This window comes from Streptomyces sp. WMMB 322, from assembly GCF_900090145.1.
Taxonomy (GTDB): domain Bacteria; phylum Actinomycetota; class Actinomycetes; order Streptomycetales; family Streptomycetaceae; genus Streptomyces.
In genome coordinates, this window is the sequence record NZ_FMHI01000002.1 from 64,838 (window position 1) to 88,558 (window position 23,721).

General features: G+C 71.5%; 21 protein-coding genes and 1 pseudogene. 8 read left to right on the forward strand and 14 right to left on the reverse strand.

Annotated features, from left to right (window positions below; translation table 11 throughout):
• Nucleotides 1-163: 163 nt before the first annotated feature.
• The 5 genes from H180DRAFT_RS03830 to H180DRAFT_RS03850 form a co-directional block, all read right to left on the reverse strand.
• Nucleotides 164-1,210 carry an iron-containing redox enzyme family protein gene (locus H180DRAFT_RS03830; protein WP_079099821.1) on the reverse strand — a complete coding sequence of 349 codons (1,047 nt, stop codon included), beginning with the start codon at nucleotides 1,208-1,210 and terminating at the stop codon, nucleotides 164-166.
• Nucleotides 1,207-2,706 (reverse strand): glutamate--cysteine ligase, encoded by a 1,500-nt coding sequence (locus tag H180DRAFT_RS03835; protein WP_074466618.1) that lies wholly within the window; start codon nucleotides 2,704-2,706, stop codon nucleotides 1,207-1,209. The genes H180DRAFT_RS03830 and H180DRAFT_RS03835 overlap by 4 nt, the downstream gene beginning before the upstream one ends.
• A gap of 172 nt (nucleotides 2,707-2,878) precedes the next feature.
• Nucleotides 2,879-3,541, reverse strand: a complete 663-nt coding sequence (locus H180DRAFT_RS03840) for a HemK2/MTQ2 family protein methyltransferase (protein ID WP_055484561.1) — start codon at nucleotides 3,539-3,541, stop codon at nucleotides 2,879-2,881.
• Between the two features lie 395 nt (nucleotides 3,542-3,936).
• Complete coding sequence (locus H180DRAFT_RS30920) at nucleotides 3,937-4,926, reverse strand: DUF6098 family protein (protein ID WP_074466619.1); 990 nt, start codon at nucleotides 4,924-4,926, stop codon at nucleotides 3,937-3,939.
• Nucleotides 4,927-5,070: 144 nt separating this feature from the next.
• On the reverse strand, nucleotides 5,071-5,373 hold the full coding sequence (locus H180DRAFT_RS03850) for a hypothetical protein (RefSeq protein ID WP_055484890.1): 303 nt from the start codon (nucleotides 5,371-5,373) through the stop codon (nucleotides 5,071-5,073).
• Between the two features lie 297 nt (nucleotides 5,374-5,670).
• Between H180DRAFT_RS03850 and H180DRAFT_RS03855 the strand changes: the two genes are divergently transcribed.
• From H180DRAFT_RS03855 to H180DRAFT_RS03865, 4 genes are all read left to right on the forward strand, one after another.
• Entirely contained in the window at nucleotides 5,671-6,258 is a 588-nt protein-coding gene (locus H180DRAFT_RS03855; protein ID WP_055484562.1) for a hemerythrin domain-containing protein, read from the forward strand.
• A gap of 349 nt (nucleotides 6,259-6,607) precedes the next feature.
• Nucleotides 6,608-6,772 (forward strand): hypothetical protein, encoded by a 165-nt coding sequence (locus H180DRAFT_RS29690; RefSeq protein ID WP_175437713.1) that lies wholly within the window; start codon nucleotides 6,608-6,610, stop codon nucleotides 6,770-6,772.
• A 426-nt stretch (nucleotides 6,773-7,198) separates the two neighbouring features.
• Nucleotides 7,199-7,990 (forward strand): RNA polymerase sigma factor SigF, encoded by a 792-nt coding sequence (locus H180DRAFT_RS03860; protein ID WP_055484563.1) that lies wholly within the window; start codon nucleotides 7,199-7,201, stop codon nucleotides 7,988-7,990.
• 198 nt (nucleotides 7,991-8,188) lie between these two features.
• Entirely contained in the window at nucleotides 8,189-9,049 is an 861-nt protein-coding gene (locus H180DRAFT_RS03865) for an RNA polymerase sigma factor SigF (protein WP_055484564.1), read from the forward strand.
• Between the two features lie 171 nt (nucleotides 9,050-9,220).
• On the opposite strand, the gene H180DRAFT_RS03870 is transcribed toward H180DRAFT_RS03865, so the two are convergent.
• Nucleotides 9,221-9,445: a hypothetical protein gene (locus H180DRAFT_RS03870; protein WP_055484565.1), complete on the reverse strand. Its 225-nt coding sequence runs from the start codon at nucleotides 9,443-9,445 to the stop codon at nucleotides 9,221-9,223.
• An 807-nt stretch (nucleotides 9,446-10,252) separates the two neighbouring features.
• Here H180DRAFT_RS03870 and H180DRAFT_RS03875 point away from each other — a divergent pair.
• Nucleotides 10,253-12,784 (forward strand): MFS transporter, encoded by a 2,532-nt coding sequence (locus tag H180DRAFT_RS03875; RefSeq protein WP_175437714.1) that lies wholly within the window; start codon nucleotides 10,253-10,255, stop codon nucleotides 12,782-12,784.
• Nucleotides 12,785-13,055: 271 nt separating this feature from the next.
• Nucleotides 13,056-13,886, forward strand: a complete 831-nt coding sequence (locus H180DRAFT_RS03880) for a YceI family protein (RefSeq protein WP_055484566.1) — start codon at nucleotides 13,056-13,058, stop codon at nucleotides 13,884-13,886.
• A 535-nt stretch (nucleotides 13,887-14,421) separates the two neighbouring features.
• Here the strand turns inward: H180DRAFT_RS03880 and H180DRAFT_RS03885 are convergent.
• Nucleotides 14,422-15,477, reverse strand: a pseudogene (locus H180DRAFT_RS03885) (N-acetylmuramoyl-L-alanine amidase); the annotation flags it as partial.
• Between the two features lie 250 nt (nucleotides 15,478-15,727).
• A complete protein-coding gene (locus tag H180DRAFT_RS03890) occupies nucleotides 15,728-16,249 on the reverse strand; it encodes a M23 family metallopeptidase (protein WP_055484568.1) in 522 nt (173 codons plus the stop codon).
• A 420-nt stretch (nucleotides 16,250-16,669) separates the two neighbouring features.
• On the opposite strand from H180DRAFT_RS03890, the gene H180DRAFT_RS03895 reads away from it, so the two are divergent.
• Nucleotides 16,670-16,858 carry a hypothetical protein gene (locus H180DRAFT_RS03895; protein ID WP_055484569.1) on the forward strand — a complete coding sequence of 63 codons (189 nt, stop codon included), beginning with the start codon at nucleotides 16,670-16,672 and terminating at the stop codon, nucleotides 16,856-16,858.
• Nucleotides 16,859-16,957: 99 nt separating this feature from the next.
• Here the strand turns inward: H180DRAFT_RS03895 and H180DRAFT_RS03900 are convergent, their stop codons facing one another.
• The 6 genes from H180DRAFT_RS03900 to H180DRAFT_RS03925 all read right to left on the reverse strand — a co-directional run bounded on the left by H180DRAFT_RS03900 (nucleotide 16,958) and on the right by H180DRAFT_RS03925 (nucleotide 22,245).
• Nucleotides 16,958-17,971 carry a quinone oxidoreductase family protein gene (locus H180DRAFT_RS03900; protein ID WP_074466620.1) on the reverse strand — a complete coding sequence of 338 codons (1,014 nt, stop codon included), beginning with the start codon at nucleotides 17,969-17,971 and terminating at the stop codon, nucleotides 16,958-16,960.
• Between the two features lie 7 nt (nucleotides 17,972-17,978).
• Nucleotides 17,979-18,338, reverse strand: a complete 360-nt coding sequence (locus H180DRAFT_RS03905; RefSeq protein WP_055484570.1) for a hypothetical protein — start codon at nucleotides 18,336-18,338, stop codon at nucleotides 17,979-17,981.
• Nucleotides 18,335-19,198: a DODA-type extradiol aromatic ring-opening family dioxygenase gene (locus H180DRAFT_RS03910; RefSeq protein ID WP_055484571.1), complete on the reverse strand. Its 864-nt coding sequence runs from the start codon at nucleotides 19,196-19,198 to the stop codon at nucleotides 18,335-18,337. Before H180DRAFT_RS03910 ends, H180DRAFT_RS03905 begins: the two co-directional genes overlap by 4 nt.
• A 19-nt stretch (nucleotides 19,199-19,217) precedes the next feature.
• Nucleotides 19,218-20,039 (reverse strand): citryl-CoA lyase, encoded by an 822-nt coding sequence (locus tag H180DRAFT_RS03915; RefSeq protein WP_055484572.1) that lies wholly within the window; start codon nucleotides 20,037-20,039, stop codon nucleotides 19,218-19,220.
• A 45-nt stretch (nucleotides 20,040-20,084) separates the two neighbouring features.
• Nucleotides 20,085-21,260 carry a CaiB/BaiF CoA transferase family protein gene (locus H180DRAFT_RS03920; RefSeq protein WP_055484893.1) on the reverse strand — a complete coding sequence of 392 codons (1,176 nt, stop codon included), beginning with the start codon at nucleotides 21,258-21,260 and terminating at the stop codon, nucleotides 20,085-20,087.
• A 172-nt stretch (nucleotides 21,261-21,432) separates the two neighbouring features.
• Nucleotides 21,433-22,245, reverse strand: coding sequence for an IclR family transcriptional regulator domain-containing protein (locus tag H180DRAFT_RS03925; RefSeq protein ID WP_055484573.1), 813 nt, complete (start codon nucleotides 22,243-22,245; stop codon nucleotides 21,433-21,435).
• A 195-nt stretch (nucleotides 22,246-22,440) separates the two neighbouring features.
• On the opposite strand from H180DRAFT_RS03925, the gene H180DRAFT_RS03930 reads away from it, so the two are divergent.
• On the forward strand, nucleotides 22,441-23,706 hold the full coding sequence (locus tag H180DRAFT_RS03930; RefSeq protein WP_055484574.1) for an MFS transporter: 1,266 nt from the start codon (nucleotides 22,441-22,443) through the stop codon (nucleotides 23,704-23,706).
• Nucleotides 23,707-23,721: the final 15 nt, after the last annotated feature.

Genomic DNA, 23,721 nt, shown 5'->3' on the forward strand with positions numbered 1-23,721 from the left:
GCGTCGGGGACGGGGTCGGTCCGGGCCGGGGACGGACCGGGTCGGGGACGGACCGGACGATTCCGTGTCCGGGTCCCGGGATGGCCCGGACGGTTCCGGCGGTCCGTGCCGGGAGGCCCCGCCCACATGTGTCCCCGGCGGACCAGGGCCTCCGACGTGTCGTTCACTCGTCCAAGGGCCGCAGCAGCGAGGTTGTGTTCCGGTCCCACGCGGTGTCGAGGTGATGCGCCAGCCGGTCCTCCAGGAGGCCGGTGGCCTGGATGCCCAGGACCACGTCCGGAGCGAGTTCGGGCTCGTCGTCGAGGAGACCGCCGATCACGTCCCGGCGCATCACCTGTTCGTGGACCGCGTCGGCCTCGACGTGCTCGCTGTAGAAGTGGACGCACGCCGGGTCCGCCCGCAGCCTCTCCAGGGCCTGGACCATGCGCCGCGAACTCGGCGCCGTGGTGGTCTCCGCCGCTGCGAAGTGACCGACGAGAGCCCCCCGCAACCCGCGGTGCAGGCCGAACATCGACATCATGTTGACGATCGCGATCGCCGGCGCCGGAACGTCGTCGAGGTAGTGCAGGTAACCCGGCTCGAGACCCGCGCCCCCGAGGAGATCGACGAACAGCTGGGCGTGCACATCCTCCGCACGCCCGGCGCCGAACTCGTCGTACTCGACGGCGACCAGCGAGGCCTTGGCCCGTCCGTGCAGCCGGGGGATCACCAGGGCGTGGGGGTCGGCTTCCTTGTGGTGGTAGACGGACCGGTGGACGAAGTACTCCCGCATCTGCCACCACTCACCGCTTTCGGCGAGACGACGCGAGGTTCCGGCCCCGCCCACGGGTTCGGCCAGCAGCTCGTCGAGCTCGCTCGTGACGTCGTCCCCTCCGGCGGCGTCCGTGCGCAGCCCGTCCATGAACTCCCGCTCCAACCGGGCGCGCAGCCGCAGCAGTTCGGGATCCCACTCCCATGCGGTCGCGACGCCGCGCAGTCCTCGGTAGTGCAGCTCGTAGCAGAGGTGCAGGGCGAGGTGCAGATCTTCGCTGTAGGGGCCCACGCCGGCGACCGGGGGCCACTCCTCGGGGTGCGCGGAGCCGGGTGCGCGGAGCAGCGCGTCGAGTACGGCCGCGGAGAGCGGGCCCCGCGGACCGGGCAGGGCTGCGGGGCCGTACAGGCGGGCGGGCCCGTGCAGCTGGGCGGGCCCGTGGACGGCGGGGGCGGTCATGAGGTCCTCCGGGTCGTCGCGGAAGGGTCCGGCGACGGGGTCTGGGTGCAGTGCGACCGGACGGTTTCGGGCGGCCGTACGGTTTGCGCGGCGAGATGTCCGAGGACGGCGTCCTTGCCTTCGGCCGTGGCGGCGTGGGCCCGCTGCCGCCGTGCTCCGGTTCCCTCCTTCGCCAGGAGGCGCAACTGATGCCGTACGCAGGGCAGGTCGCCGCTCTCCTCCAGGGCCGGGGTCACGTGGCCCAGCAGCTCCTCGACGAGAGCGAGCGCCGGCATTCTCCGTTCCTGCTGCGGATGGACGCCGGGGCCGTCGAGTCCGTGGCGGGCGGCCGACCAGAGAGCTGCCGCCGCTACCTGGTCCGGCACGTTCACCGCCGTCCTCCCCCGGGACAGGTCCGTCAGCGCGGTGTGCACCAGCGCGCGTGAGAGCGCGGCCTGCAACGCGGCCTCGTCCACTGTGGCGGCGGCGTCCGCGACGCGGAACTCCACCGTCGGGAAGACCGGCGAGGGGCGGGCCAGCCAGAAGCTCTGCCGTCCGTCGGCGAGCACGCCACACTCGACGAGCTGCTCGACCTGCTTGCGGCAGGCAGCCGCGGACGGGAGGTACGGCGGCACGCCCGAGCCGGGAAAGCGCGACTGCAGCACCATGCGCCAGCTCGCGTAGCCGGTGTCCCGCCCGGCGTGGAAGGGGGAGTTGGCCGACAGGGCGAGCAGGGACGGAAGCCATGGGCGCAGGTGGTTGACCACGGCCACGGCCGTCTCCTCGTCGGGAACGCCCACGTGCACGTGGCACCCGCACGCCTCGTAGTCGGCGAGAAGTCCGCCGTACAGATGCCCGATCTGCTCGTAGCGCTCTCCGGTCGTGAGGGTCGCCCGGTCGCTCACGTGCACGGGAGTCCCCGCGGAGACGAGCCTTCGCCCGGTACGGCGCGCAGCGTCGGCCAGGAGCCGTCTGCCCGCGCTCAGCTGTTCCGCCAACGCGGGAAGGCCCTCGCAGACGCCGGACGTCAACTCGACCTGACCGGCGAGCAGTTCGGGCTTGATTCGCGTGCCGTCCGGCAGTGCGGGCCCGTTGCCCGCTTCGGCGATGACTTCGGCGCCGGCGGGCACCGAGCGGCCGGTCACCTCGTCGACGAGGAGGAACTCCTCCTCCACACCCATCGTGAGAACACCCGGCGTGAGAGCACCCGGCGCGAGAACACCCGGCGCGGGAGGGGTCTTCGCGGAGGGTGACGGACTCGAGGGCGGCTGCGGAGGGGCGGCGGCTCGACCGGGGGTGGAACGGCCGCGCTCCCCGCCGGCGTCGCCGTCGCGGGCGGCGCCTTGCCGCTGGTGGGGGCGGCGGCGGTGACTGGTGTCGCACCAGGGGTAGTTGCGGCTGCGGCGGCAGGCGCACAGCGCCACGAGGAAGCGGTCCGAGACGGCCGTACGGCCCTGGCCGAGCTCCACCTCGACCGGCCCCTCGACCAGGACCGGGCCGCCCTGGTCGATCACCACGCGCCGCGGCTTCTGCCTGCTGCCGGGGGCGGGGCCGGGCTCGGGGCAGGCCTCGGGGCGCGACTCGGGCCCGGGGCGGGGCCTGGTCCCGGGACGGGACCCGCTCCCGGGACGGGGTTCCGGGTGGGGTTCCGGACCGGTCCCCGGACGAGGTTCCGGTGCATGCACGGGATCAGGCTCCGGGTGAGACGAGATCGGCACGTATGACCACCAGTTCCTCTTCTCGCTGACCGGGAGCCGTCAGCCCCCTGTACTCCAGCCACGGCGCGCGCCGGCGCAGGACCGGACCGAACGGCTGGGCTCTGCGGGACACGACGGACGCCTTCAGCCCGGCTCCCTGGAGCAGTCCGATCGTCCGTCCGGTGTCGCAGATGTCCGAATGAACCATCAGCAGCACACCGCCCTCGGCCAGCAGACCGGGTGCAGCGCGGCACAGGCGGTCGATGCAGTCCCGGCCGTCGTCACCGGCGTCCCAGGCACGGTCCTTGGTTTTGGCGGGGGGTGCCGTGGACGCGGTGGGCACGTAGGGCGGATTGGCCGTCACCACGTCGAAACGCCCCTCGGCCCGTTCGAGGAAGTCACCGCGGTGGACGGTGAGGGGAAGCCGACGGATCCGGGCGTTCCACCGGGCGGTAAGCGTCGCGCGGAGCGAAAGGTCCACGGCGTGCACCTCGGACGCACCGAGGCGGACGCCGCCGAAGGCCACCACGCCGGTGCCCGTGCACACGTCCAGCATCCGCGCCCCGGGCGGGACGGGAGCACGCCGGAGTGCTTTCAGCAACAGTTCCGAATCGCCCTGCGGGGCGTACACCCCAGGCGGTCTCAGCAGCCACACGGCGCCCGTGTTTCTCGAACGCCCCGCCCCAAACAGCTCACCCCCGGCGCCCTGGCAGCCCGGAGCGCCCTGAGCAGCGGAAACGGCGCCCGGTGAGACCAGCACCACCGTGGGTGGGGCAACCCGCGCCGCGCGCCGCCGGGCTGCGGCCGCACACGTGCGGAAGTGGTCCGGCCCGACATAGCACGGCGGGCGCCCCGGCCCACTGAGCGGCGCGGCACCGGCGTGCCCCGCCGGTCCCGCCCCACGCTGCGGTCCGCACGCCGTCGCCCGCGGAGCACGCCGCGCGGGGCACGTCCATGCCGTCCGGGAGAGCGCCCCGGTTCCCCCGCTCACGGGCGAGGAAGCTGAAGACGGAGGACCCCGTGAACCGGTGAACCCGGTGAACCCGGTGGTCACCCCTCCGGCCGGCCGCCCTCCTCGCTGTGGGACTTGCAGGCGACACAGAGTTCCGCCGTCGGGATCGCCGCAAGGCGCTCTTTTCCCACAGGGTGTGAGCAGTGCGCGCACACGCCGAAAGAACCGTCCGCGAGGCGCGCGAGTGCGCGTTCCGTGCGCACGAGTTGTTGCCGCGCCTGCTCCACCTGCGTATGGAGCCGGTCCTCGGAGCCTCTCGCGGCGGCGGCATCCGCGACGTCCAGCTCGCAGTCGTCGTGAAGGTGCGCCCCGGACGCCTCGCAAGCCGCGATCTCGGCCCGTAGCTCCCGTGCCTGCCGGGCCAGCCGGACGGTGAGGGCCTTCCGCTCGTCGGGCCCGGGCAGCTCACTGCGCTCACGGTCCGCCACCGGTCCACCCCTCATTCCCTCGGCTGTTCCCCGGCCGCTCCCCCGGCCGTTCCCCCGGCGCTCTCGTTCCGGTGTTCCGGGCGCAGCACCGGGCAGCGCTGTCCCGCTCAGGGTGTTCCCCGGCGCCGTCCGCGGCGGTGATGCTCCCTCGGAGAAGGCGGAGGGCCTCCGCATGGGGCCCCAGCGCCCCTGCTGGCGGGCGACCTCGGCCTCGGCGTCGGTGATCACACTGCCCGCGATCCATGCGACGGGGCGGATGCGGCGCACGAGGGGTTCGTTGTCGGGCCCGCGCCCCGCCTCGTCGCCCAGCAGCACCCATGGGCTGATGCCCGGGCCCTTGTCCTGGCGCAGATGGCTGTAGTCGTACAACCGCCGCGCCACCCACAGCGCCGTCGGCCGGTCTCCCCACCAGGCTTCCGGCCACAACGGGTTCGCGGACAGCCCGGGAAGCTCCGTCCCTGTGAGCTCGTCCCTGCTCCCGGAGCTGAGCAGACGGTCCGCGTACGGGCCCCGGGACCAGCGGACGTAGACCGGATCGCCACGTTCGACGAGCTGGACCAGCTGGTCCAGCGAGGTGTAGGTGGGCAGCTCGTCATGCACCCGGCCCGACTACCCCGCCCCGTCCCTCGCAGTCCGCTTCCCGTCCTCGCGGGCCGCCGCGACGGGGCGCGGCGACGGGCCGGGATGACGGGACGACGGACCGCGCCCCACAGCCACTGCGACCGCGACCGCATCCGCTCCGCCTCAGGGGCGGGGGTTGACGCGCCGCCACGAGTCGCGGCCCGCGGTACGCCCCGCGGCGGCGGACCGGCAGCGCGGGCACAGCCGCTTGACGCGGTCCGCGCCGCCTCCGGACTCGGGCAGCGCGTCCGCCCACGTCACGTGCGGAAACCGGGTCAGCTGTGCGCGGCGGAGGGGAAGTCCGCACACCGTCTGGTTCTGCCCCGGCACCCACGCGTGAGCCTCGCCGGCGGGCAGCCGCACTCCGTCCTCGTCGTCGGTCCACTCGCTGGAGGCCGCGACCGCGAAATCCTTCTCCCCTGCCATGGCTCCGCGAGTGTCCCTGGCCGCGGGTTCGAACACCCTCCCGGAACCCGGTCCAAGTGCCGCTCCTTGCGGGGGAATCCGCCCGCGTACGCGGCGTCCGGATGCCTGCGGGCGCAGCACTGCGACGGGCGGGACCGGCGGCCGTGGCCCCCGGCCCCGGGCCCCGGCCCCGGCGGTGTTTGCGGCGGGCCCGGCGAGGTGACCCGGAACGCGAGCGAGACGATTGCCGCCGCGCGGCCCTTCGCACACGCCACGGAGCGACGGCGCGAAGCCGGCGGCGGACGGAGGGTGGCCCCCGTGAGCAACGCAGCACTTGAACGCGCCGAGGCGGCGAAGCTCCCGCAGGACGACATCATCGGCATCCTGCTGACCCAACACGCCCGTATCCGGGAGTTGTTGGCAGAGGTGCACGTGACGCTGGGCGACGCGAGGCGGGCGAAGTTCGCTGAGCTCAGGGCCCTGTTGGCAGTGCACGAGGCGGCCGAGGAGATGATCCTGCGGCCCGTCGCGCGGAGGACCGCGGGAGAGGACGAAGCGGCGGCGCGCAACGCGGAGGAGAGGGAGGCCGAACGGATCCTCGCCGGACTGGAGCAGATGAACCCGGAACGTTCCCAATTCGAGGCGAAGCTCACGGAGTTCGAGAAGGCCTTCCGCGATCATGCGGACAGTGAGGAGCTGGAGGAGTTCCCCGCAGTACGCGACGGCTGCTCGCAGGAGCAGCGGCAGAGGATGGGCAGGAGGCTGCTGAGGGCGGAGCGGGCCGCGCCCACGCACCCGCATCCCGCCACGGCGGGAGCGGCGGCGGCGCAGTGGGCGGCCGCACCCTTCGAGTCGCTCGTGGACCGGGCCAGGGACGCGCTGAGCGGCAGCCGGGCCCCCCGCTGACACGGGGCGCGCCGGACCGGCCGCCCCCTGCGGCTCCCCGCGGGAGACCCGGGGAGCACGAGCACCAGGACATGACGCCGGCGACGCGGAGAGGCACACGCGCGGAACCCCGGCACACGTGCGGAGCCGATGCACACGTGCGGAGCCGTCGGCGCATGCCTGCGGCCCCCTCGACGGGCACGGCGTGTGAATCCGGTGCAACGATCGGGGAACGACGCGTGCAGCTCCGGTCAAAGAGCCCTGATTGCGGCCGCTTTGCCGCCGTACGTACGGATCGGGCCGCCCGCACCGGTGGTTAGACTCACCCGACTGCTAAGAGGGGGACGGGCGCAACCCAGGGAGGAGCTGGATGGACCAGGCGAAGAAGGTCGCGATCTACGCCCTCGCCGTGTTCGCTCTGTATACGATCATCACCTCCCCCGACAGGGCCACGGAACTCGTACACGTCGGGTTCGAGGGGATATCCAGCGCCGCTCACGGACTGGGCAACTTCATGACCGAGGTGATCAGGTAGCGCCCTGAGGGCGCCGCTGCCGCTCCCCTTTCACAGCAGGCCCCCAGGTCCGCAGACGCAGCGGCCCTCACCGGCCGGGCAGCCGCCCGCCCCGTTCAGGTGCCCGCGGACTCCGCACGCCGGGACCTCCTGGCGGGACGCCCCGCCGGGACGTCCCGCCGGCTTTCGGCATTCGGCCCTCGCCCGTCACCGATGCGAGCGCCCCGTCTCCCCGCGCGCCCGAAGAGCCGGGCACCGCACGGCCCCGCGCGCCGTACGCGGATCCGCGCTCGGCGGCCCCTGCGGGCACCGGTGAAATTGCTCAACTCCGCACCAACACGGCAATTTACGGTGCTTGCGCACGTTGCACATGTCTTGTGATGCTATGACCGCTTTTGGCCGATGCGTGGATCGAAACAGACCCGGACCCGAAGAGGTGGTGGCTGAGTGGCGGCGACCCAGACCCGCGAGAGCCGCAGCGCGGAGGCCCGGGCGCTGACCCAGGAGCTCTTCGAGCAGCTGGCCGGCCAGAAACCGGGCACCGCCGGACACGAACGGGTGCGCACCGCACTCATCGAGGCCAATCTTCCCCTGGTGCGCTACGTGGCGGCACGCTTCCGCAGCCGCAACGAGCCCATGGAGGACGTCGTCCAGGTCGGCACCATCGGACTCATCAACGCCATCGACCGCTTCGACGCCGACCGCGGCGTGCAGTTCCCGACGTTCGCCATGCCGACGATCATCGGGGAGATCCGGCGGTACTTCCGCGACAACGTCCGCACGGTGCACGTGCCCAGACGCCTGCACGAGATGTGGGTGCAGGTCAGCAGCGCGACGGAGGACCTGACCACGGCGCTGGGACGCTCGCCCACCACCACCGAGATCGCGGAGCGTCTGAAGCTCACCGAGGAGGAGGTGCTCGCCTGCATCGAGGCCGGACGCTCCTACCGCGCAACGTCGTTGGAGGCGGCGCAGGAGCGCGAGGACGGCCTGCCGGGCCTGCTCGACCGCCTCGGCTACGAGGACCCGGAACTGGACGGCGTCGAACACCGGGACCTCGTAAGGCACCTGCTCGTCCAGCTGCCCGAACGCGAACAGCGCATCCTGCTCCTGCGCTATTACCGGAACCTGACGCAGTCACAGATCAGCGCCGAGTTGGGTGTGTCCCAAATGCACGTTTCGCGACTTCTGTCACGCAGCTTCGCCCGCCTCCGGGCCGCAAATCGAATCGAGGCATAACCGAGCAGAGTGAGGCAAGTTGGCGACCCAACTTCCTCAGCTGTGCAGTTTTATCGACATGGGGCTACGTCGCGTTGCCTACTTGTGACATTCTGCAAGAGCTGCGTTTGACGCGACGGCGCTTCCGGTATGCAGGGGGAGGTGCCTCCCTCACACGAGGGCGCCGCTGCGAACCGTCCGCGACCTCAAGGGGGTGGCATGTCCGTAGAACTGGGCAGCTCGAAGGTGCTCATCGAGAACACGACCGACGACGTCGACGCCTTGGGAACCCCCGAGGCCCCCGCAGACCACGATGCCATCGACACGCGCACCCTCTCGCGCTCGCTCTTCCTGCGGCTCGCCACGCTCGACAAAGACAGCACGGAGCGCACCTACGTGCGCGACACACTCATCGAGCTCAACCTGCCCCTCGTGAGGTATGCCGCGGCGCGCTTCCGCAGCCGCAACGAGCCCATGGAGGACATCGTCCAGGTCGGCACGATCGGCCTGATCAAGGCGATCGACCGCTTCGACGCCGAGCGCGGCGTGGAGTTCCCGACGTTCGCCATGCCGACGGTGGTCGGCGAGATCAAGCGCTTCTTCCGCGACACATCCTGGTCGGTGCGGGTCCCGCGGCGGCTTCAGGAGCTGCGCCTGGCGCTCACGAAGGCGAGCGACGAGCTGTCGCAGACGCTGGACCGCTCTCCGACCGTCCCCGAACTCGCCCACGCCCTCGGGGTGTCGGAGGAGGACGTGGTCGACGGGCTGGCCGTCGGAAACGCCTACACCGCCTCCTCCCTGGACTCCCCCGCACTGGAGGAGGACGGCGGCGAGGGCTCGCTCGCGGACCGGCTCGGCTACGAGGACAGCGCGCTGGAGGGCGTGGAGTACCGCGAGTCGCTCAAGCCGCTGCTCGCCAAACTCCCCCCGCGCGAGCGGCAGATCATCATGCTTCGCTTCTTCGCCAACATGACGCAGTCACAGATCGGCGAGGAGGTCGGCATCTCGCAGATGCACGTCTCGCGACTGCTGACGCGCACGCTCGCGCAGCTGCGTGAGGGGCTGATCGCGGAGGAGTGAGCGCCGGCGCGTGCGCTCCGCCCGTACGCGCCGGTGACGTACGGGCCGCCCTTCGCGCCGCACGCCGGGCGGAAGGGCCCGGCGGCCGGCGCGGCCACGGCGCTACGGCACCAAAGGAACGCGGGCCGGGAAAAGGGGCCGGGGACGCGAGTACGGAAGGAACGGGCTCGGTCAGGCCACGGCCAGATAGACCGCGGCCGCGACGACCGCGATGCCGGCGACGACAGCGAGAACGATCCCCATCCGTGGGCCGGAGGAGGACATCTCCGGTGCGCCGTGTCGCTGTGCGCCCGCGCCGCCGCTCTCCTCGTCGACGAACGCGCGGAACATCTGGGTGCTGCCGGCCGCGTCCTGGGACGGGTCCGGGCCTTGCGGTGCATGCGGGTTGTGAGCCATAGGGCAGGACGATAGCGAACGCCCTGAGGGCGGGGACAGCCCCGGCCCGGCGGTCAGGACCGGAAGGGGACCCCGGAAACCACGGCTCTTTGCTGATTCTTTGCCTCCGCTTGCGCCCTGATCATTTGCGTACGGCAACTGCCGCAAATTATAGTTGCCCAAAGCAACGATTCCTCGACAACGGTGTCCGTACGGGCCGCACCCAGCGAATATGAGGGCCCGGCCCGGAACCCGGACCGGGCCCGGCTGCGTCCGGCGGGAGCCCGTACACGGGCCGCGGGGACATCCGACCGGCCGCCCCCGCCACGGTGTTGACGCATCTTCACACCGGACGAGATGCGTATGGGTCGTCTCGCGGAGCCGATGGCGGTAGACATGTCTGTCACCAGGCGCCACGTCGCACGCGGTGGTGCGCGGGTGGATCGAGCGCGCCCGGCCCGCGGGGACGGACGCGCCCGGCTGCCGCGCCTCACCGAGCGGGGCGCCCGACAACTGGACACGCTCTCCGAGGCCACGACCGGACCCTGGAGGGCTTCTTCACGACTGGACCGAGGAGACCGGGGAGGACATCGCACGCTGAAGGAGATGCCGGGACGCCCGCGGGGAGGCTTCGAAGACCGCCGCGCCCCGGTCGCGGCGGGGCGGCACCCGCCGGCCCGGACGGCGGAGCCCTGGGACGGCACGGCCGGCCCGGCCCGTACAGCCACCGGCCGCAGCGAGCGGAGCAACGGCATCGACCGCGGCTTTCGCGGCGACCACAGCAGACGAAGAGACACTGCACCGCACTGAAGAAGAGTTAGGGAAAGAATGGCCACGACCACACCATCCGGTGTGCAGGGCGCCGGCTCCGGAGGCGGGGTGGGCGACGCTTCGCAGAACCACGCGTCAGCCTCCTCCGGACCGGGGGGCGCCGCGCCCATGACGCACCGGCAGATCATGGAGGCGCTGTCCGGGCTGCTGCTCGGCATGTTCGTCGCCATCCTGTCCTCGACGATCGTCGCCAACGCTCTGCCCAAGATCGTCTCGGATCTCGGGGGCGGGCAGAGCTCGTACACCTGGGTGGTGACGGCGTCGCTGCTGACCATGACCGCGTCGACCCCGCTGTGGGGCAAGCTCGCGGACCTGTTCAGCAAGAAGGCGCTGATACAGACGGCCATCGTCGTCTTCGTGCTCGCCTCGGCCAGCGCCGGTCTCGCGCAGGACACGAGCATGCTGATCGCCTCACGTGCAGTGCAGGGCATAGGCATGGGCGGCATCTCCGCCCTGACCCAGACCGTGATCGCCGCGATGATCTCCCCGCGGCAGCGCGGCCGTTACACCGGCTACATCGGCGCGTCCTTCGCCGTCGCGATGGTGAGCGGGCCGCTGCTGGGCGGTGTCATCACCGACACCGACTGGCTGGGCTGGCGCTGGTGCTTCTACGCGGGCATCCCGTTCGCCGTCATCGCACTGCTGCTGCTGCAGAAGACGCTCCACCTGCCGGTGATCAAACGCAAGGTGAAGATCGACTGGGCCGGCGCCCTCCTCGTCGCGTCGGCGGCCTCGCTGCTGCTGGTCTGGGTGACGTTCGCCGGCGACAAGTACGCCTGGCTGTCGTGGGAGAGCTACGCGATGGTCGGCGGTTCGCTGGCGCTGACCCTGCTCTTCGTCCTCGTCGAGTCCAGGGCGAAGGAACCGATCATCCCGCTCAGGCTCTTCCGCAACCGCACCATCGCGCTGACGTCGCTGGCGTCCATGTTCGTCGGCATCGCGATGTTCGGCGCGACGGTCTACCTCAGCCAGTACTTCCAGCTGGCGCGCGGCGAATCGCCCACGATGGCGGGCGTCATGACGATCCCGATGATTCTCGGGATGTTCCTCTCCACGACCCTCTCCGGGCTGGTCATCAGCCGTACGGGCAAGTGGAAGATCTGGCTCTGCTCCGGCGGAGTGCTGCTGACCGCGGGCCTCGGCCTGCTGGGGACGATGCGGCACGACACCGAGTACTGGCATCTGGCGCTCTACATGGGCGGAGTGGGCGTCGGCGTCGGCATGATGATGCAGAACCTCGTCCTCGCCACCCAGAACCAGGTGGAGGCCACGGACCTCGGCGCGGCCAGCTCGTCGGTGAACTTCTTCCGCTCGCTCGGCGGTGCCGTGGGTGTCTCCGTGCTCGGCGCGGTCCTCGCCCACCGCATCTCGGACTACGTCGACGACGGCCTGGACAGGCTGGGCGTGCAGCACGGCGGCCCGACAGGCGGCGCCGGCAGCGAGATCCCCGACCTCGCGAAGCTTCCCGCACCGGTGCGCGACGTCATCGAGTCCGCGTACGGGCACGGCATAGGCGACATCTACCTGTACGCGGCTCCCGTGGCGCTGCTGGGCCTGCTGCTGGTGCTGTGCGTGAAGGAGGTGCCGCTCAAGACGAAGCCGGGCATGAGCCACGGCGAGTCCGCCACCGGGGAACTCCTCCAGCAGGACGCCGCGTTCGCGGGCGGAGCGGCCCCCCAGGGCGACGCCGGCGACTTCATCCCGCCGGGATACCAGCCCGCGGAACCCGGCCCCACCGACGCCGACGAGCCCCTGGCCGGCACCCCGCACTGCGTGCTCGGCACCGTCCGGAACGCGGAGGGCAAAGGGGTGCCGCGCGCCGCCGTGACGCTCATCTCGCTGAGCGGGCGTCAGCTCGGCCGGTCGGTGGCGCGGGCGGACGGCCGCTACGGCATGGACACCCCCGGGCCCGGGACCTACGTCCTGATCGCCGCCGCCGACGGCCACCAGCCGCAGGCGACGACGCTCACCGTCGGCGACGAGCCGCTGAGCCACGACGTGCTGCTGGCGGCCACCAGCGGTCTCGCGGGGCGTGTACGCGGCTCGGGCGACGGGCAGCCGGTGCGCTCGGCGATGGTCGTCGTCACGGACGAGCGCGGCGAGGTGCTGGCCACCGGACGCACCGGTGAGCGCGGCGAGTTCGCCTTCGACGAGCTGGTCACCGGGACGTTCACCCTGGCAGTCAACGCGCCCGGTTTCCGGCCCGTCGCCCGGCCCGTGGACATCGAGGGGCAGGGCATCACCCGCATCGACGTCGAGCTGCAGGCAGGCGCCCGCGTGCAGGGCGTCATCCGAGCCGGTGTCGACGCCAGTCCGCTCGCGGACGCGCGGGTGACGCTCGTAGACGCGGCGGGGAACGTCGTCGCCACCGCCACGACCGGTGAGGACGGCGCATACGGCTTCACGGACCTCGACGCGGGCGAGTACTCGATCATCGCCAGCGGCTACCCGCCGGTGGCCAGCGCGCTGAGTGTCGACGGCAGCGGTCCGGACTCCCACGACATCGAGCTGCACCACCCGGACGAGTGAGACCCGTCCCGTCGTCCGGGCGCCCCTGAGCGGTTCACGGGGTGCCCGGACGGCCGGAAGCGGCGCGGAAGAGACACAAAGCGGACGCCGCCCGCGCACGGGACCAAGAGGTGCGCGGAGCCGAACCGGAAGATCCCGCAACGCACTTCCCGCGTCGGCGACGCGGAAGGAAGACTGACCCGGGGCGCCGGGCGGGACGCCCCCGGTTCCCGGGTTCGTCACGGGGCGGGCCGGACAGACCGGGCCCGAGCGAGAAGGAGCGAATCGACAGATGGCAGGCGCAGGCGTACGGGCGCAGATCCACACCCGTGAAGGGTGGCCGGTACAGCACGCCGTGCTGACCGTCACCGACATGACGGGAGTTCAGGTCCTCCGTGTCGAAGCCGACGAGGACGGCCTCGCACAGAGCGAGGAGGCACTGCCCGCGGGCCCGTACACGGTGATCGCCACCGCTGTCGGCTATGCGCCCGCCGCCGCCACGGCGCTGGTCACCGCCTCCGGCAGAGCGGACCTGGGGACGCTCGTACTCGTACGGCAGGGAGGCACCGAACTCCCGCCGCCCGGCCCGTGGACCGTCGACCCCGTCCACTCGACGGTGGGTGCCACGGCGCAGCACCTGGGGATATCCAGCGTGCACGGCCGCTTCACCGACTTCCAGGCCCGCATCGAGATCGACGAGGAGCCCGAGAAGTCCTCGGTGGAGGCCGTCATCCAGGCCGCGAGCATCGACACGGGCAACAGCATCCGTGACGCGCATCTGCGCTCGGAGGACTTCCTGAACGTCGAGCGCCACCCGCAGCTGACCTACCGCAGCCACGCCGTCGAGCCGGCGGGCACCGACCGCTGGACGGTGCACGGCTGGCTGGCGATGCACGGAGTCGTACGGGACGTCTCGCTGAACCTGACGTACCTGGGATACGGGCCCGACCCGTGGGGAGGCACGAGGGCCGCCTTCCGCGCGACGGCTGAGCTGAAGCGCGAGGAGTTCGCGATGAACTACAACCAGATCCTGGCGGCCGGCATCGCGGCGATCGGCACGAAGCTCAGGATCGAGCTGGACGTGCAGGCGGTGCAGGGCGAGGAGCTGCCGGACCTCGCTTAGGGGCGGCCCCGTCGCGGCAACGCCCTGGGCGGCAACGCCTCTGGTCGGCAACGCCTCTGGGTGCGGCAGCCGTCCCTGGCCTGGACCGGGCCGGGCCGGGCCGGGCGGGGCGGCCGAGGACATGCGGACCGCAGCGGTCCGCCGCGTTCCCTCCAACACGCGGACGCCGACGCTGAGTCGAGGACGCAGCAGTGACGCCGCGTCGGGACCGCCTGCGGTGCTGACAACAGCCGAGGGGCTGTGAACGGTCAAGTGGCGGTGAACGGTCGAGGGGCTGTGAACGGTCGAGCGACTGTGAACGTCCGGAGGCCCGGGAACGCCGGCGACGCGGCGGCGGTCCGGGCCCGGGAGCGGGAACGCGCGTCCTGGGAACGGCTGAGGGCCCCCGGGCTCCGGGCCCGGCTCCCGGAGTGCCCCGGGGGCCCTCGTATGGACGACTCGGCGGCCCGGCGGTCGGCCGGGTCACCGAATCACGGTTCGGCGGCGCCCTGGCGCCGCTCGTCCGTCAGCTGTTCACGTAGCCCATGTACGTGTCCCAGTTCCAGTTGGGACCGGGGTCCGTGTGGTCGTTTCCGGGAACCTCGTTGTGTCCCACGATGTGCGCGCGGTCCTTCGGGATGCCGTGCTTGTCGCACAGGTGCTTCGTCAGCGCCGCCGAGGAGCGGTACATGGCGTCGGTGAACCACGACGGGTCGTCGACGAAGCCCTCGTGCTCGATGCCGATGCCGGAGGCGTTGCCGCTCCTGGCGTGCCATGCGGTGTCGGCGTCGCGCACCATCTGCGTGATCTCGCCGTCGGAGGACCGCACCACGTAGTGGGCGCTGACCTGGGACTCGGGGTTCTTGAACCAGCTGATGGTGCCGGCGTACGCGCCCTGGGTCACGTGGACGACGACCTGGGATATCGCCGCGCTCCGGCCGGTGTTGTAGTTCGCCGGGTCGGCCGGGTTCCAGATCGCCGGCGGGTAGTCCTCGCTCTTGGTGCCGGTGCCGGGGGCCGCGGCCTTCGCGAGCTTGCCGCGCTCGGGCGTGACCTTCTGCGCGGACAAGCGGACCTTGGTGCCCTTGGCCGGGATGCCCTTGCTGACGAAGTCGTAGGCGGCGTCGGCGTACAGGCGCTTGAGGGAGGCGCTCTCGGCACCGCCGTAGGCGGCGACCGCCGGGTACCACGCCTCGACGCGCTTGCGGTCGGCGGCCTTCAGACCGGCCTTGTCGGCCTTGGCGCGGAGGACGGCGGCACCGCCGCGGATGTTGGCGGCGTCGTTCTTCTTCAGGTCGGCCTTCGATTCGCCGGCGATCTCCGCGGCCTGCTCGAGGGTCTTCCGCTCGGGGTTGCTGACCAGGTGCATGACGCCGAAACCGTTGTCCTGGCTGGGCTCGCCGTTGTGGCCGTCGAGGTGGGTCTCGGCGTAGCCCACGGAGACGAGGAGGCTGCGCGGCACGTCGAACTCCTCGGCCGCCTGCGTGAACGCCTCGTTCATCGTGGGTTCTTCGGCGGGGGGCGCGGCGGTGGCCTGCTGCGTCGCCACCGCCAGGCTCGCCACGAGCGCGCCGCCGACGGCCGCTGCCAGGACTCTCTTCCGTGTGTTCATCGGCTCTGTTGCCTCTCTGGATCCAACTCCGGCGCGTGGTGGGGGGTTTGGAGCTCCTGTCGCCGGCCGGCGCGCCGGGTCCGGCCGGTGACGGGGGGGTGGCGTGGTACGCCCGTACGCCGTTCACGGCACGCGTGGTGGTGCCGGGAGAGCTTCGGCGTCTTTCCTGGGTGACCGGGGTCCGGGACCGGGGCGGCACGTCGCCGCCGCCGGCCGGAACACCCGGTCAGGACATCGGGGGGTCAGGGCCTCAGGGCTTGCAGGGGAGGGAGACGCCGCGCTCGGACATGTACGCGAGCGGGTCGTCGCCGACGCCCGTGCCGCCGTCGAGGTGCACCTCGAAGTGCAGGTGCGGGCCGGTCGACTGGCCCTCGTTGCCGACGGACGCGATCCGGGCGCCGCCCTCCACGGTGTCGCCGACCTGGACGAACCGCTCGTTCATGTGCCCGTATTCGGTGACGGAGCCGTCCGGGTGCTTGATGCGCACCCACTGGCCGTAGCCGGAGGCGGGACCGGACTCGGTGACCTCTCCCGGGCCGGCGGCGAAGATCGGCGTGCCGATCGGGGCGGCGAGGTCCACGCCGTCATGGCCCTCGTGGTGCCCCTGGCTTATCTCGGCGTCGACCGGGCAGGAGGCTTGGTAGGCGGCCTTCGCGCCGTCGCTGGTGCCGGCACTGGCCGGCACGGCCACGAGTGTCGCGAGTGCGCAGCCGCCGGCGACGGCGGCTGCGATCAGAGAGCGCTTGGTGCGGCTGCTCCGGGGACTGTGCATGGGGGGTTCCTTCCACGGACGGAGACGGATTCCGTGCGACCGCCAGTAGACGCAGGGGGCCATGTACGCGACAACCCCGTTCGGCCAACACGTGACACTTTCTGTGTCACGTGAAGGAAATCGGGCGTACGTACCTGCCCAACTCCCGTGAATCCGGGCTCGTTCTTCTCCGGTCCGACCTCTGGAAGAAAGTGCCGTCTCACGTTGTGGACGAACTGACCTGTCCCCGCAGGGGTGTTGAGGTACGAAATCCGCAGCGGTACGGGAGCGGCCCGAGGAGGCCGGGCGTTCGCGCTCCGGCTTCGCCCCGGGCGGTGTTCCGACTTCCCTGCAGAACGGGGTGGTTCGTGTCCGTGCCACGCAGGTCAGCTCAAGGTCGTGTCATGGCCTGTCAGTTCCCTGGCTTCTAGGCTCGCCCGCATGGCAGAGCCCTCCTTCCTGACCGCCGCGCGCGAGTCGTACGACACGGTCGCCGCTGATTACGACCGTACGGCCGGCCTGCTGGAGCAGGCGGGACTCGTCGTCGCCGCGAGGCTGGAGCAGGAGCCCGGCGGACGGGCGAACAGACCGCACGCCTGCCTGCTGGCCCGCAAGCCCGAAAGGGCCTGACGGGCTTGTTCCTGCGGCGAGGCCGCTCGTACCGGATCGCCGCCGGTCATGGCGCGGCGCACGGCCGGGCGCCCTCCGGCGGCCCGGTGACGGCCCCGCTCACGGCCCGCCGGGCCCCCCGTTCCCGTCCTGCGCCGTGAGGTCCACGACGATGCGCCGTTCGGCAAGTCCGTTTGCCTGTCGCTCCCATGCGCCGGGGAGCCGGTCGAGAGGAACGACCTCGTGGTCGACCCGGAGGCGTCCCGCCGCGGCGTGCTGGAGCAGCGCCCGCAGCGCCTCGCCCTTCCGCGCCGTGCTGATCTCGTTGTTCGTGTAGCCGAGGAGCCGGGCCGAACGGCTGCGGAGGGTGGCGGAGGTGAAGGTCGCGCTGTCACCGGCCGAGCTGCCGAGGTTGACGAACCTGCCGCCGGGCGCCAGGAGTTGCAGCGCCGCCGTGGCCGGCACGCCGCACAGCGGGTCGATCACGACGTCGGCGTTCCCTGCGCAGGCGTTCGTGAGGCGCCCGGCCAGTTCGTCGGGCTCGTCGTCGTCGCGCAGTGCCACCACGGCGTCCGCGCCGCACGTCCTCGCCCGCTCCTGCGCGCGGCTCGAACGGGAGGCGGCCACGACCCGGCCCGCGCCGGAAAGCCGGGCGGCCTGGATCGCGACCTGGCCGACGACGCTGCCTCCGCCGAGGACGAGGACCTTCTCACCGGGCCGCAGGCCGGCCTTCCAAATCAGCGCCGCCCAGGCGGCGATGGCGGACAGCCCCAGCGCCGCCACCAGTGTGTCCTCGACGCCGTCCGGGAGGGCCACGAGTTCGGTCTCGGGCAGGAGCACCTGCTGGGCCATGCTGCCGTCGCCCGGCGCCATGCCGGCGGTCGTGGGGAACCAGACCCGGGTTCCGGCGGGCACGCCCCGCGCGTCCTGGACGACGCCGACGCCCTGGACGCCGGGCACGTAGGGAAGCGGTGGCGGTCCGAAGTACGACGTGCCCGTGGCGCACAGGACGTCGAGCGGCGTGACCGGAGCCGCCGTCGTGCTGACCAGCGCATGTGCCTCGGCCCCTGCGGGCGGGGGACGTTCCCCGATCGCGGGTGCCGTGCCGTGGCGTTCGATGACGGCTGCTCGCACTGCTGCCTCAGGTCGCGTAGTCGGGGTAGGGCAGCTCGAAGTGCGCCAGCCTGCGGGCGTATTCCTTCTGGAATCCCAGCGGCTCGTGGTCCCGCTCGAACATGGCGATGAACAGGGTGAGCGTGAGGAAGGGGTGGGCCCCGAGCTCGAACAGCTTCGGGTAGTCGTGCGCGGCGAGCGCCTCGCGCTCCTCCCGCTCGAACTTCAGCCACGTCGTGGTCTCGGCCCGTACGCAGTTGAGAATGCTTCCCGCGTGCTCCGCTTCCCACCACTTGACGGTCCCGCGTGGATCGTCCCGGTAGCGCTCGACCAGTTCGGGGTCGCGGTCGATGGTGTAGAGGAACTTGTCGACCAGGTACTTGCTCATGCCGGTGCTCCGTTCGGATACCAGGTGAAGTAGGCCTCCATCGTGTGGAAGAGGTCAAGGCTGTCGACGTGGTCGGCCTTGGCGTTCTCACCGGCGACGCCCATCATCAGCATGAAGTCCATGAATCCGTGCGTGGCGTTCCCGGGAGCGTGCAGGCTCTCCAGGCTCACCTCGCTCAGGCAGCCCTCCAGGTCGCCGTTGGCGATCCAGTCGACGGCCTTGCGGTCGAACTCGGGGTCGGGGCCGTGTTCGCCGAACTGGCGGGGCCCTCCCAGCTCCAGCGACAGATGGCCGGTCCCGATGACCGCCACGCGCTGGTCGGAGGGCCAGGACTCCACGATCTCCCTGATGGCGCGGCCCAGTTGGACGAAGCGCTTCGGCTGCGGAAGGGGCGGCGCGAAGATGTTCGTGTATATGGGCACGATCGGCAGGTCCGCCTCGGGCCGCAGCGTGATGATCGGGCACGTGACGCTGTGGTCGATGCGCAGCTCCTCGCTGAAGGCCAGGTCGAATCCGGCGTCCAGCCCCTGCCGGAGGATGTGCCCCGAGAGTTCCCGATGCCCGTCGAGCAGCATCCGGGGCAGCCCGAACTCACGCTCCTCGTTGTAGAAGTTCCCGTCGTAGAAGGGCGCCTTGCCGACGAGGAACTGAGGCATGTTGTCCAGCCACAGCTGATGGAAGTGGTCGCTGCCCACCATGACCAGCACGTCGGGGCGCGCTCGGGTCAGCGTCTCGCGGAAGCGTTCGATCTTCGCCACCCACTCGTCGGCGAACGGCGGCCGCTCGTCCCCGGTGGACGTGCTCGCCCTGTAGTAGAAGGGGTGATGCGTGGAGGCGATCACCGCGACGACCTCGGCCATGGCAGCTCCCTCGGTTCGGTCAGGCTGTTTCCGGTGGCACGGAGACAGCGTTGCGGTCCACGGACATGTAGATGTCGCCGGCGACGGGTCGGCGGGTCTCCTCGGCAAGCTGCCCGAGCAGTCCGGCGGTGCGGGCGAGGAGCGCGAACCCCCGCAGCAGGCCGACCGGCAGACCCAGGTCGGCCAGCGCCGCTCCGCACACTCCGGCGCCGTTGAGCGGCAGGCGCCTGCCCAGTACCTCGGGGTGGACCCGGCCGATGGCCTCGAACAGCCGCAGGTGCGGGCCCTTCAGGCCCTCCTCCGCCGCGATGGCCAGGAGCCTCGCGGTGCGTGGGTCGCGCTCCTTGTGGACGGGGTGGCCGAGCCCGGGAACGATGCTGCGGGTCTCCCGGGCCCTGCGCACCGCGGCCCGCGCCGGCACGTCCCACCCGGCTTCGTCCTCCGGGTCCCGGGGAAGCCCGTCCCGGTGCTCCTCCAGGGCGCGGGCCAGGAAACCGCCGCAGTCCTCGGTCACGCCGAGGAACCGGGATCCGCCGCCGAGAAGGCCCGCCGCCAGCGCGCCCTGCACCGAGTCCGGGGCCGACAGATAGGTCAGCCGCGCGGCGATGGCGGTCGGGGTGAACCCGTGGTCGGCGAGCGCCACGAGCACCGCCTCGAAGAGGCGGACCTGGCCGGGCGTCGGCCGCTGCTGCGTCACCAGCCACATGGCCAGCTCGCCGAAGCCGACGCTGCCCATCAGGTCGTCGGCCAGGTCGTGCCCGAGCAGCGAGATCGTCTCGGCGTCCGACGTGCCCAGCGACGTCGGATATGACGGTGCGGCGGGAGGTGAGCCGTTGTCCACTCCGGGAGCTCCTCGAGGTGTCGGTGTCCTGTTGTCAGCGGCCTGTCAGCGGCGCGGCCCGGTGAGCCAGGCCCGCAGCTCCGCGCCGTGCTCGTCGAGGGCGGGAGGCGGAAGGTCGTAGCGAGCGGGGCTTTCGGAGAAAGTGACCGGGTTGCGCACGGAGGGGACCGCGCCGTCGCCCTCTCCGACGCGTACGACCGGGTCCAGGCCCAACTGCTCGGCGAACGCGACGCCTTCCTCGACGGAGTTGATGGGCCCGCACGGGACGCCGGCTTCGAGGAGTTCACGGAACCAGTCCATCCGCCCCCGCCTCCGCAGGCGTTCGACCAGGAGCGGTCGGAGCTGGTCGCGGTTGGCGGTGCGTTCCTGGTTGGTGCCGAACCTCGGGTCCTCGGCCAGCTCCGGCACACCCAGCACCTTGCACAGAGTGGCGAACTGCCCGTTGTTTCCTGCCGTGATGATCAGATCGCCGTCGGCCGTGGGCAGTGGCTCGTACGGGAAGAGGCTGGGGTGGGCGTTGCCCATGCGGTGCGGGACGACGCCCCCGGCGACGTAGGCGCTGGTGTGGTTCACCATCCCGGACAGGGCCGTGGCGAGCAGGTTGACCTCGACGTGCTGTCCGCGGCCGGTGTGGTTGCGGTGCTGAAGTGCCGCCAGGACTCCGATGGTCGCCTGCATGCCGGACATCACGTCGAACACGGAGATCCCGGAGCGGAACGGCGGCCCGTCGGGGTCGCCCGTCAGGCTCATCAGGCCCGATATGGCCTGGACGATGAGGTCGTAGCCGGGCAGCGCGGCGCCGCCGCCCGAGCCGAACCCGCTGATGGAGGCGTAGACGACGGCCGGGTTCGCGGCAGCGACGCTGTCGTAGTCCAGGCCGAACTTGACGAGCCCTCCCGGGCGGAAGTTCTCCAGCACGATGTCGGCCCGTGCGGCCAGCTCCTGCGCGAGCGCCCGGTCGTCCGGGTCGCGGAAGTCGAGTGCGATGGACCGCTTGTTGCGGTTCATGCCGAGGTAGTACGTCGCGACGCCGTCGCGCAGCGGGGGCGACCACGTCCGGGTGTCGTCGCCGTCGGGGCCCTCCACCTTGACGACGTCGGCGCCCATGTCGGCCAGCAGCATGCTCGCGTACGGGCCGGCCAGGATGCGCGAGAAGTCGGCGACGAGCAGCCCTTCGAGGGGCCGGCGCCCTTGGCCCTGCTCCGGATGTGCGTCATCCACCGAGACATCCGCCGAGACATCCACCAAGAGAGTTCCCTCCCTGCCCGCTCTACGGACAACTGTCCGGACTCCGCCAGCATCGGCACACGCACTGCCGATGTCAAGAGCGGCAAGAGCGGCAGGGACGGCAGGAGCGGCAGGAGCGGCAGGAGCGGCCCCGGGCCGCGAGCGGTCAGGAGACCTCGGACTCGGCCACGGTGCGCGGCAGGGCGTCATGGAGCGCCAGCTCTGCGCTCACCGCGCTCGCCGTCTCCCGCAGCAAGGGGAGGTACTCCCCGGTGAGGGTCTCCACCGACGTCTCGGCCGCGTGCACGGTGACGTTCATGGCGGCGACGACCCTGCCGGTGCCGTCCCGCAGCGGCGCCGCGATCGACCGGATGCCGGCGGCGAGGTCCTCGTCGGTCAGAGCCCAGCCACGCGCCCGCACCTGGCGCAACGTGGCGTCCAGCTCGGTCCGTTCGGGCTGCCGTTTCGCGACGACGCCCGCGCGGCTCGGCTCGGCGAGCGTGCGTTCCAGCTCGTCCTCGCCGAGGTCGGCCAGCAGGATCTTCCCCAGCGACGTGGCGGGCGCCGGGAAGCGCGTGCCGATCTGGACGGCCAGCGTGATGATCTTGGGGACGGCGACCCGGCCCACGTAGACGATGTCGGAGCCGTCCAGCTGCGCGATGGAACTCGACTCGTGGGTCTGCGCCACGAGCTTCTCCATGTGGGGGCGCACCACGTCCCACAGCCCCATGCCCTGCACATACGTCAGTCCGAGCTCGAGAACCCGCGGAGTCAGGGCGAAACCGGCGTCGACCGTACGCACGTAACCGAGCGACTCCAGGGTGCGCAGGATCCGCCGGGCCGTCGGACGCGCCAGCCGGGCGGCCGCGGCGACCTCGCTCAGCGACATCACCGGCCGGTGCTGGTCGAACGCCTTGATCACGTCGAAGCCCCGAGCGATCGACTCGATGAAGTCGGGGTCAGGGTCGCGGCGGGGCATCGGCACTCCTGCGGCTGGCTGCGTCTCCGGACGGCACGTCTCCGGGCTCCGACGCGCGGTCGCGAGCCTCGCGGACCTTTCAGTCAACCACGCGGCACGTCCCCGCAGTGCCGTGACCTTGACACCGTGCGGGCCCGCTCTTACTTTACTGCTCCACGGACGACTGTCCGCACACCGGACACCGAGGAGTACGCCGTGACGAGCGTTCCGCAGCAGCAGGTGGAGACCGGGAACACGCCGGGAAGTTCCGGCAGCACACGGAGAGTGGTCGTCGTCGGCTTCGGCGTCCTCTGTCTCTCGTACATGCTCAACGCGATGGACCGGCAGATCTTCTATCCGCTGCTGCCGGACATCAGCGGCGAGTTCGGGTTCAGCCTGGAACAGGGCGGCACGCTCGCCACCGGGTTCACGCTGGGCCTGGCGGCCGCAGGTCTCCTCGGCGGCTTCCTCGTGGACCGGCTCTCGCGGCGGAACATCCTCGTGATCGCCGTCCTGATGTACTCGGCCGGCACCGTCGGCGTCCCGCTGGCCGGCGGATTCGTGGACATGAGTGCCTACCGGCTGCTTTCAGGCATCGGAGAGGGCATACACGCCGCGGCCCTGTACGCGGTCGTCGGCGCGTTCTTCTTCCACAGGCGGGCGGTGGCCGCCGGGGTCGTGGGCGTCTCGTTCGGTCTGGGCATCTTCCTCGGCCCGCTCGTCGGAACGCAGATCGTCTCCGCGTGGGGTGACTGGCGCGGGCCGTTCTACGTCTTCGCCGCGATCGGCGTGGTCATGTCGCTGCTCATCGTGGTGTCGGTCTCCAAGAGGCTGACCGAGGCGGTCGGCACACCGGGCGCCGCGTCGCAGAGCTACGACCACGTGCCCGCGAACCCGCTCAACCGCAACACCGTGGGACTGGGAGTGGCCTGCGTCGTCTCCGGGCTGGTCTTCTACGGGTTCCTCGGCCTCTACCCGACCTTCCTCGCGAAGGAGCTCGGATTCTCCGCGGGCGAGGCGGCGTTCGCGCTGTCCATGGCAGGCTTCGGCGCCATGATGGCCCTGCCGGCCGGCTGGCTCGGCGACCGCTACGACCAGCGCATGCTGCTGGCCGTCGGCTTCGCCGGGGCCGCCGGCTGCACCTTCCTCGCCTACCAGGTCGTGACCTCACCGGCGGCGCACTACGTACTGGCCTTCCTGATCGGCACCTTCGCAAGCGGCGTCCTGTTCACGAACTGCACCACCGCCATGCAGCGGGCGGTCCGTCCCGAGCACGTAGGACGCGGGGCCGGGATGTTCATGCTCACCTACTACGTCGGCGCCGCCTTCTCAGGCCTGATCTTCGCCTGGCTGGTCGGCCGGCTCGGGTGGCAGGGCGCCGGACTGTGGCAACTGACGCTGCTGCCCGTACTCGGGATCGCCGCACTGAGCGTGGTGCGCACGTCGCGGATGCTCGTGCCCTACGCCTCTCCGAAGAAGTAGCCACCCCAACGTGCA

What these genes read in the sequence shown, in the direction of transcription:
- H180DRAFT_RS03830 (WP_079099821.1), bottom strand. Translation starts at nt 1,210, where the DNA reads ATGACCGCCCCCGCCGTCCACGGGCCCGCCCAGCTGCACGGGCCCGCC.
- H180DRAFT_RS03850 (WP_055484890.1), bottom strand. Translation starts at nt 5,373, where the DNA reads ATGGCAGGGGAGAAGGATTTCGCGGTCGCGGCCTCCAGCGAGTGGACC.
- H180DRAFT_RS29690 (WP_175437713.1), top strand. Translation starts at nt 6,608, where the DNA reads ATGGACCAGGCGAAGAAGGTCGCGATCTACGCCCTCGCCGTGTTCGCT.
- H180DRAFT_RS03865 (WP_055484564.1), top strand. Translation starts at nt 8,189, where the DNA reads ATGTCCGTAGAACTGGGCAGCTCGAAGGTGCTCATCGAGAACACGACC.
- H180DRAFT_RS03870 (WP_055484565.1), bottom strand. Translation starts at nt 9,445, where the DNA reads ATGGCTCACAACCCGCATGCACCGCAAGGCCCGGACCCGTCCCAGGAC.
- H180DRAFT_RS03875 (WP_175437714.1), top strand. Translation starts at nt 10,253, where the DNA reads ATGGCCACGACCACACCATCCGGTGTGCAGGGCGCCGGCTCCGGAGGC.
- H180DRAFT_RS03880 (WP_055484566.1), top strand. Translation starts at nt 13,056, where the DNA reads ATGGCAGGCGCAGGCGTACGGGCGCAGATCCACACCCGTGAAGGGTGG.
- H180DRAFT_RS03890 (WP_055484568.1), bottom strand. Translation starts at nt 16,249, where the DNA reads ATGCACAGTCCCCGGAGCAGCCGCACCAAGCGCTCTCTGATCGCAGCC.
- H180DRAFT_RS03895 (WP_055484569.1), top strand. Translation starts at nt 16,670, where the DNA reads ATGGCAGAGCCCTCCTTCCTGACCGCCGCGCGCGAGTCGTACGACACG.
- H180DRAFT_RS03905 (WP_055484570.1), bottom strand. Translation starts at nt 18,338, where the DNA reads ATGAGCAAGTACCTGGTCGACAAGTTCCTCTACACCATCGACCGCGAC.
- H180DRAFT_RS03910 (WP_055484571.1), bottom strand. Translation starts at nt 19,198, where the DNA reads ATGGCCGAGGTCGTCGCGGTGATCGCCTCCACGCATCACCCCTTCTAC.
- H180DRAFT_RS03925 (WP_055484573.1), bottom strand. Translation starts at nt 22,245, where the DNA reads ATGCCCCGCCGCGACCCTGACCCCGACTTCATCGAGTCGATCGCTCGG.